This is a genomic window from Frankia sp. CeTa3Moorea (assembly GCF_978021225.1).
Window position 1 is genome coordinate 1 of the sequence record NZ_CDXDOR010000172.1, and the last position, 8963, is coordinate 8963.

Annotated in this window: 6 protein-coding genes and 1 pseudogene; 2 read left to right on the forward strand and 5 right to left on the reverse strand. The window is 71.3% G+C overall.

The features are described from left to right. Nucleotides 1-1385, reverse strand: a pseudogene (locus AC08OV_RS21130) (MFS transporter); the annotation flags it as partial. 83 nt (nt 1386-1468) lie between these two features. Here AC08OV_RS21130 and AC08OV_RS21135 point away from each other — a divergent pair. After that, a complete protein-coding gene (locus AC08OV_RS21135; RefSeq protein WP_476615775.1) occupies nt 1469-2362 on the forward strand; it encodes a DUF3027 domain-containing protein in 894 nt (297 codons plus the stop codon). A 71-nt stretch (nt 2363-2433) separates the two neighbouring features. Here the strand turns inward: AC08OV_RS21135 and purL are convergent, their stop codons facing one another. From purL to AC08OV_RS21155, 4 genes are all read right to left on the reverse strand, one after another. Next, a complete protein-coding gene (gene purL / locus AC08OV_RS21140; RefSeq protein WP_476620176.1) occupies nt 2434-4719 on the reverse strand; it encodes a phosphoribosylformylglycinamidine synthase subunit PurL in 2286 nt (761 codons plus the stop codon). A 78-nt stretch (nt 4720-4797) separates the two neighbouring features. Continuing rightward, nucleotides 4798-5511, reverse strand: coding sequence for a phosphoribosylformylglycinamidine synthase subunit PurQ (purQ, locus tag AC08OV_RS21145; protein WP_476615900.1), 714 nt, complete (start codon nt 5509-5511; stop codon nt 4798-4800). Nucleotides 5512-5638: 127 nt separating this feature from the next. Beyond that, entirely contained in the window at nt 5639-6166 is a 528-nt protein-coding gene (locus AC08OV_RS21150) for an ATP-binding protein (protein ID WP_476620177.1), read from the reverse strand. A gap of 120 nt (nt 6167-6286) precedes the next feature. Beyond that, nucleotides 6287-7246 (reverse strand): NAD(P)/FAD-dependent oxidoreductase, encoded by a 960-nt coding sequence (locus tag AC08OV_RS21155; protein WP_476615901.1) that lies wholly within the window; start codon nt 7244-7246, stop codon nt 6287-6289. 512 nt (nt 7247-7758) lie between these two features. On the opposite strand from AC08OV_RS21155, the gene AC08OV_RS21160 reads away from it, so the two are divergent. Then, nucleotides 7759-8931, forward strand: coding sequence for a DUF5926 family protein (locus AC08OV_RS21160; RefSeq protein WP_476620178.1), 1173 nt, complete (start codon nt 7759-7761; stop codon nt 8929-8931). Nucleotides 8932-8963 lie beyond the last annotated feature (32 nt).

Genomic DNA, 8963 nt, shown 5'->3' on the forward strand with positions numbered 1-8963 from the left:
CCTGGGTGCCGGCGGGGGCATCGGCGACTGCGGGGGAACCCCTGGGTGACCGAGCGGTTTCGTCGTGTCCGGATCGTTGTGGGCGGGTGGGTGGTTCCGGGCGTCCGCGCGGAACTGGGCGCGGGCGGCCAGCCGGGACCGGCGCAGCGCGCCGGCCTCCACGAACAACGTGATCCCCATCGCCGCCGCGGCCACCGCGAAGCCGACCATCCCGGGCATCTCGATCAGTCCGAGGCCCCCGCCGGCGACCCAGGCCAGCTGCAGACCGGTCTCAGAGCGGGCGAACGCGGAGTTGCGGGTGGTCTCCGGGATGTCCCGCTGGATGATCGCGTCCAGCGCCAGCTTCCCCATCGACCCCGCCATGGACGCCAGCAGCGCGGCGACCAGCGAGGTGAACTTGGTGTAGGTGATCGCCGCACCGAGGCATCCCCTGCCGCCAACACCAGCGCGAGCATGAGGATGCCCTCGGGGCGGCGCCGGCCGAGCCGGCCGCCGATGAGGACTCCCAGGCCGCTGCCGGCGCCCGCGCAGACCGCGAGCCCGCCCAGCCACAGGTTGTTCCCGCCGTTGGTGCGCAGGAGGAACACCAGATAGAACGTCAGGAAGCCGACCAGACTGCGTAGCACCAGGGCGGCGCGCAGCGCCACCGGCAGCGTGCCGAGGAACGCCCGGATCCACGTCCCGACACCGCGCCGGGCCACGCTTGAGGGAAGCGGCCCGCGCAGTGGCTGCTCACCGGCGGCGGAGTCGACGTGCCCGGGCAGGTTGAACGCCAGTAGGACCCCGGCCATGTAGACGAGGGCACAGATCCGCAACACCCAGGGATAGCCGACGAAAGGGATGTTGGCGATGCCCAACCCGACGGGTGCCACGACCGCCCCGGCGACGATGTTGACCAGCGAGATCCGTGAGTTGATCGTGACGAGCGTGAGTTCCGCCGGGGCCACCCGGGGAATGACGGCGCTGCGCGCGACGCCGAACCCGCGGGAGAGCACGAGCAGGCCGAGCGCGAGGGGGTAGACGGCCAGCCCGTCGAGCGCCCCCGCGAGCTGCCACGCCAGCAGCCCGCGGCCCAGGCAGATGGCGGCGAGCGCCGTCCGCCGGCCGTAGGCCACCCGGTCCAGCAGCGGACCGATGACCGGCGCCAGCAGGGCGAACGGCACCATGGTGACCAGTAGGTAGAGGGCGACCTTCGACCGGGCCTCGCCGGATGGGACGGCGAAGAACAGCGAACCCGCCAACGCGACGGTCACCAGCGCGTCCCCGGCGGCGTTGACGAACGACAGCTCCGTCAGCGACGACAGCCCCGACCGGTCGGCGTCATTGCCGCGCACACTCGCCCGCAGCCGGCGCAGGCTGTTCACCACTGTGCTGCCCAGGTTCACCCTGCCCAGTGTCCTCGTCTTGGACCGGCGCCGTCCTGGACCGGCGCCACTACGACCACGTCGGGCGGTGGGAGGGTTCGTGGGTGAGAATACTTCCCGTGGATGCTCCCGATGTTCGTAGGACGGTCCGGTCCGGGCGGGAACCCGTGGCCGATCCGACCTGTGCGGCCGCCGTCGACCTGGCCCGGCAGGCGGCCGTCGAGGAGGCGGGGTCCGCGGCGGAGGTCGGTGAGCATCTCGGCGTCGAGAGCGAGGGGGACCGCCTCGCCCTGCACCGGTTCGCCTGCCTGTCGCGGGCCTACCCCGGCTGGGTCTGGACGGTGATCGTTACCCGAGCCGCGCGGGTGCGCAAGGCGACGGTCGACGACGTCGTGTTGATGCCCGGGGACGGGGCCATGCTGGCGCCCCCGTGGGTCCCCTGGTCGGAGCGGCTGCGGCCGGGCGACGTCGGCGTCGGGGATCTGTTGCCGACCGCCATCGACGATCCTCGGCTCGCGCTGCGCACAGAAGACGCCGAGGAGTTCGCCGACACCGACGTCTTCATCGAGCTCGGTCTGGGGCGGGCCCGGGTGCTGTCCGTGACCGGGCGGGAGGAAGCGGTCGAACGCTGGTACGCGGGTCCCGCCGGCCCGGGCGCATCCATCGCCAAGGTGGCGCCCGCATCCTGCCTGACCTGCGGATTCCACGTGCGGCTCGCGGGTGCGCTCGGCCGGATGTTCGGCGTCTGCGCCAACGAGCTCGCACCGGACGACGGCCGGGTCACGTCGATCGACCACGGCTGTGGGGCGCACTCGGAGGCACTGGTGGCTCCTTCGGCGCATCCCGAACCCGTCCTGTTCGACGAGGACCCCTCCGACCTGGAGCCGATCGACGTCGAGCTGGTGGGCGTGGCCGCCCATCCGCCGGGTTCGGTGGACGACAACGGGGCGGGCGAGACCGCGGACGGCCCGGGACCGGAGCCCTACGGCCACTCCTGACCGGCCTCGCCCGCCGACGCTGGGACTTACTTGGATTTATCCGGACGTACTCGGCTCGGACGTACTCGTGTCTAGGTGAGCCGGCCGAACAGCGCCGGCAGCGTTCCCTCGTGCGCCGCGCGCAGCTCGTCGAGGCCGACGGTGAAGGCGTCCTGTACGTCGAGGGTGTCCCCGTTGACGACACCGACGCGCCGCCACGGCAGCCCCCGCACCTCGCACATGCCGGTGAAGCGCAGTTCCTCCGCGCGGGGCACCGCGATGACGGCGCGGCCGGCCGACTCGCTGAACAGCTCGACGAACGGGTCTGATCCGGCCGGCAGGATGATCCGGGCGCCGTGCCCGCCGCGCAGGCACGACTCGACGAGCGCCTGGGCGAGCCCACCGTCGGAGAGGTCGTGCGCGGCGGTGAGCATGCCGTCGCGGGAACCGGCGACGAGGATCTCGCCGAGCAGCTTTTCCCGGGCGAAGTCGACGGCCGGCGGCTCGCCGCCGAGATGGCGATGCGTCACCCACGCCCACTCCGAGCCGCCGAATTCGTCGGCGGTGTCGCCGAGCAGGATCAGGACGTCTCCCTCCTCGGCGAAGCCGATGGGCGTCCGGCGAGTGACGTCGTCGAACAGGCCGAGCACCCCGATCACCGGGGTCGGATGGATCGGCGTCGAGCCGGTCTGGTTGTAAAACGAGACGTTGCCGCCCGTCACCGGGAGGCCGAGCCGCCGGCAGCCCTCGGCGAGGCCCGCGCACGCCTGGGCGAACTGCCACATCACCTCGGGATCCTCGGGGGAGCCGAAGTTCAGGCAGTTCGTCACCGCGATCGGCACCGATCCGGTGGCGGCCACGTTGCGGCACGCCTCCGCCAGGGCGAGCTGGGTGCCGGCGAACGGGTCGAGCCGTGCGTACCGCCCGTTGCCGTCGGTGGCGAGCGCGATCCCCAGGCCGGTGGCCGCCGACAGCCGGAGCACGCCCGCGTCCTCCGGCTGGGCGAGCACGGTGCCCGCCTGCACGTACCGATCGTACTGGTCGGTCACCCAGGCCCGCGAGCACAGGTTCGGGGAGGCGACCAGCCGCAGCAGGGTCTCCCGCAGCTCCGGCCCGGTCCGTGGCCGGGCGAGCCGGGCGGGCGTGGGCGCGTCCGCCCGGACCAGGTCGAAGTCGACCGGGCGGCGCAGAGGGCGCTCGTAGACCGGGCCATCGTCGGCGAGTGATCCGGGCGGAACGTCGACGACGACCTCGCCATGCCAGCGTACGGTCAGCCGACCGCTGTTGGTGACGGTGCCGATCCTGGTCGCGAGCACACCCCAGCGCTCGGCGAGGGCGAGAACCTCGGGCAGCGCCTCGGGCGTGACGATCGCCAGCATGCGCTCCTGGGACTCGCTCGCGAGGATCTCGTGCGCCGCCATCGACGCCTCGCGCAGGGGCACGAGGTCGAGGTCGACCTCCATGCCGCCGGGCTGGCCGGTGGCGATGCCCGCGGCGGTGGTCTCGGTCAGCGCGCAGGTCAGCCCGGCGCCGCCGAGATCCTGGATGCCGGTGACGAGCTTGCGGTCGAACAGCTCCAGGCAGGCCTCGATCAAGATCTTCTCGGTGAACGGGTCGCCGACCTGCACCGAGGGCCGCCGGGCCGGGCCGCCGCCCTCGTCGAAGGTCGCCGACGCCAGTATCGAGACGCCGCCGATGCCGTCCCGGCCGGTCTTGGCGCCGAGCAGGACGACGGCGTTGCCGACCCCGGTCGCCGCCGACGTCTGCACCCGATCGACCGGCATGACCCCGACGCACAGGGCGTTGACCAGCGGGTTACCCGCGTAGGTCGGGTCGAAGACGACCTCGCCGCCGATGGTGGGCAGGCCGAGGCAGTTGCCGTAGCCACCGATGCCGGCGACGACCCCGGGCAGGACCCGGGCGGTGTCCGCAGCGTTGGCCTCGCCGAAGCGCAGCGGGTCGAGCACGCCGATCGGGCGGGCCCCCATGGTCAGGATGTCGCGGACGATGCCGCCTACACCCGTCGCGGCCCCCTGGTACGGCTCGACGAAGCTGGGGTGGTTGTGCGACTCGATCTTGAAGGTGACCGCCAGCCCCTCGCCGACGTCGACGACGCCCGCGTTCTCCCCCATGCCCACCAGCAGCCGGTCCGTCGACGGGGTATCCCGGAACTGCCGCAGATGCACCTTGGAGGACTTGTAGGAGCAGTGCTCGCTCCACATCACCGAGTACATCGCGAGTTCGGCGTCGCTGGGCCGGCGACCGAGGGTCGCGATGATCAGGGCGTACTCGTCGTCGGTGAGCCCCAGCTCCCGGTAGGGCTGCTCGGCGGGGGGACTCACGGAGGTGGCCGCGGGGGCGGCGGGGTTGCCGGTCACCCTCCCATCCTCGCCGATATCCCCTGATCCGGGCTCCCGGGCGGACAAGGAGACCCCTTCGTAACCAAAAATCTCTCTTTAAGAGGAAAAAGCCGACAAAACGCCGGACAGTACCGAGGTGAACATGCGAAGCCCGCCGACCCCGGGGCCGGTGAGGTCGTCAACAGCGTGCTCGGGATGCGGCATCAGGCCCACGATCGTCCGGCTCTCGTTACAGATCCCGGCGATGTCAGCGGCCGACCCGTTGGGATTCCCGCCGACGTAGCGCACCACAACCCGCCCGGCCGCCTCGAGTTCGGCGAGCACGCCCGGGGCCGCGACATAGCGACCATCCCCATGCTTCACCGGGATGACGATCTCCTCGCCGTCCTGGTAGCCGCGGGTCCAGGCAGTGCCTGGCGCCTCGACCCGCAACCGTTGGTCGCGGCAGACGAAGTGCAGTCCCACGTTGCGAGTCAATGCCCCGGGGAGCAGGCCGGCCTCGCAGAGCACCTGAAACCCGTTGCAGATGCCGAGAATTGGCAGGCCCGCACGGGCCGCCGGGACGAGGGCCGCCACCATGGGCGAGAACCGGGCTATCGCACCGGCGCGCAGGTAGTCACCGTAGGAGAATCCGCCGGGCAGGATGACGGCATCGACGCCAGCGAGATCGCTGTCGCCATGCCAGAGGGAGACCGGTTCGGCACCGGCGGCCCGCACTGCGAGCGCCGTGTCCCGGTCGTCGAGGGAGCCGGGGAAGGTGACGATCCCGATCCGGACGGGCGGGGCCGCCTCGGTCACTACCACACCCATCGCGATACCCGCCCAGATCCCTCGGAGTCCACTCCCGTCAGCGTAGCCGGTCGGATTGTGGGGCGGCCGGTCGAGGAAGGGAGTCGGCCGATCGACGAAGGGAGTCGGCGGGGGACGGCGGGAGACGTCAGACCGGATGGATGCCCTCGGCCACCTCCGGGCGGGAAGCGGGCCAGGGCCCCGTCCGCGCCCGGCTCAGCCGCTCCCCGGGAGCGCTCTCCTCCCAGGTGAGAGTCTTCTCCAGATGCACGCGGGTGCCCCGATGGGGGCCGTCCACCTGGTGGAACTGCACCCGGTCCATCAGAGCGCGCATGAGAAAGATGCCACGGCCTTGCTCGGGAACATTTTCCGGCCTGGGGAAATCGCTGTTCTGGCGGGCCGTCCGATCGAGATTATCCATGCCGTCGAAACCGTCGCCGCGATCGCTCACCTCGATGATGGCGACTTCGTTGTCCACTCCCACCAAAACCTCGTACTCGTCGCCGTCATGGGCATGTAGAAGAACATTGTCGCACGCTTCTGTCAATGCAAGTTCAACATCGTAAATGCATTCTTGGCTGACGCCCAGGACTTTCAGGGACTGCGTGCAGATACGTCGAACTACGGGTATGGAGATCTCATCGTGGGGCAACGACAGGCTTACTTTGATCTCCATGCCGGAGGGTGTACCCGCGTCACGCATCATCAACCGAACGACCTACGCCGGCGCAGGATCGATCCGGTCACATGCCATCGGTCATCGTAATCGGTTATTGCGATAGGTTATCGCAATCGGTTATCTCAATCGGGCGGCGAGGGCTCGGCCCAGCTCGGTGCCCGAGTGCCAGGCATTCTCGATCTTCGGTGTTCCCCAGCCGTCGCCGGCGAGCCCGATCCCACTGCCGGACAGGTAGTACGGCTGTTCGTGCGGACGGTCCGGGCGGGCGAAGGTCCACCTTTGCACGTACGTCCAACTGGGTTGCACCGTGATGGTGAGCAGGCGCCGTAGTGCCGCGACGAGATCGGGCCCGGCCGCCGCGGGGTCGGCCAGCCGCGGCCGCGCGAAATCCGGCGTCGAGTGGGCGACCAGGACGGCGGCACTGTCACCCCGGCGACGGCCGTCGTCGGCGATCCAGGCGATCGTATCGTCGTCGTGGACGAAGGCTCCGTCGATCGGTGCCCAGCACCGGTAGGGCCAGCCGGCGAGCAGCGCCAGCACCGGCGACCAGGGGCGGCCGGCGAGCTGCGCCCGCTCCTCGGTGCAGGCCGGGTCGAGATGGCGCAGCGCCTGCGGGTCGGGCATCGCGAGGACCACCGCGTCGGCGGCCTCGTCGTCGACGCGGGGACCCGGGGTGATCCGGCGGATCGGCGTGGACTGCGCGACCTGCACCCCGGCGCGGGACGCGAGGTCGGCGACCAGGGAACGCAGCCCGCGCGGGGCGGCGTACCGCAGCGGGCCGGAACGCGGCTCGGCCAAGGTGGCGGTCGGCCCACTGATTACCGACATTTGGTGCGTCCAGGGGCGTACCAGGCCACGGATGAACCAATCGTCCACGACTTCGCGGAACTCCGGCGAGGTGGCGGTGAAGTACGACGCGCCGGAGTCCACGATGCGCCCGTCTATCCACCGTGAGGCCATCCGTCCGCCGATCACGCGGCCCCGGTCACGGACATCCACGGTGATTCCCTCGGCTAGCAGTGTGCTGGCGCAGGCGATCCCAGCAATGCCCCCGCCGGCAACGACGACCTTCGCCACCGACCCCCCATATATCGAGATGAATGCCGCGGGCACCGCCTGTCGAGCGGCCTTTCACCGGTTCCCGCGGCGTCGTCTTCCTGGATGTGCCGCCACGGTGACGGTGGCTTGCGGACGAGCGTCGATGATGCTCGCCATCAGTCCCGCCAGGGCCCGTCCGCCGAACGGCTGTGTTCATCGTGCCCATTGAGGAGGGGGCCGCGTGCGGTATCCGTGGTAATGGTTCCGCAGTGACGGGATAGTCCCTGCCGTGGAAGAGGGTTATCCCTGAATGGGCGCCCGAGATGCCGGGGATGCATCTGTCGTCGACCGGATCTGTCCTCGACCGGATCTGTCGGCTGTCGGCTCTCCGTCGGCCCGCTCCTACGACGGGGCCCGCTCCCGCGACGGGAGCGGTGGTGTTTGCCACGGGCGCGGCCGCCACCCGGCACCCTCGTCATCCGCCGACCATGGCTTAGCCTTACCCGCAGGAAGTCCATGACCGCGCGTGACGGTCTCTACCTCAGGAGGTCGTGATCGCTCGCCGACCCGCACCCCAGCGTCCCGGCACCCGCCCGGCACGAGTCGCCACGCCCGGCTCTGGCGGGGGAGCCGCACGGAGCCGTCGCCGCCCGTCCGTCCACGGATCCGATGGGGCCATCCCCGCCGTCGGACCGCGGGAACCCTGTCCCTGCGGGTCGGGCCGTCGTTACAAGGCGTGCCACGGCGAGCGGAACCGGCCGGCTCCCGTGCTGCGCCCGTTCGCGGGCCGCCGCGACGAGCCGGACCTGGTCGCCCTGCGGGAGCTGGTGCCCAGCGCCACCGCGCCGCTGACCCTGGCGGCGGCCTACCTCGCCGACCATCCTGAGCACGCCGGCCGGCGCATCACGCTCTGCACGATGCTGCCGCAGGCCGCCCCCGCCCTGGTGCGCGAGGACGGCGAAATCCTGGTCGCCCTGCAGATCGCCCTTCCGGGTCTGGACGCATCGCGGGATGTCGCCGGTGCCTTGCTCGCCGCACTCGCCGCTGAGCCGGGGAGTGTGATCGACATCCCGCCTGCCTCCGCGCCGCGCCTCGTGGAACAACTGCCCGCGGGACTCGCCGGGTTGCCCCGGCTCACCGACCTGCTGGACCCGGCACCCCTGGGCATCACCGTTCATTCCGGGTTCGGATGGTGGCTGCCACCGTCGGACGAGGAGAGCGGTCCGAACCAGGAGGTGGCGGTGATGCTGGAGCGCGCCAACGCCACCGTGGTGCCCACCGTACGGCTCACCTCGGTGCCGGCCGCCTACTGGTGCCACCCCGGTGACCGCTGGCACCTGCGGTGGGCGCTTCCGCTGGCCTGGCCGGGCGCGGCGGGTACTGCGGCGGGCACCGGCTCCGAGGCCGAGGCGGTCGCTCCCATCGGCGCGGGCGCCGACGTCGCCCCCACCGAGGAGGCGTTGCTGGATGCGCTGGCTCGCCTGGCTGCGGCCGAACGTCTCACGGTGGGGGAGGGCTCCAGGTTCATCGGGTTCTTCCGCGCCGACGGGCTCGTCGTTCCCGTCTGGGATCTCGCGCCCGGAAGCGAGGCGGACCGCTGTGAGGAGCCGGCCGCCGCGCTGCGGGTGGCCTATCAACGGGCACTGGCCGACACCACGGCACTGACCGCGCACGAACGCCGGGTGCGGGCGGGTCTTGTTGGACGCAGCCTCACCCTGCGCTGACGGCGTCGGCGCCAGACCGCGGTGTGGGGGTG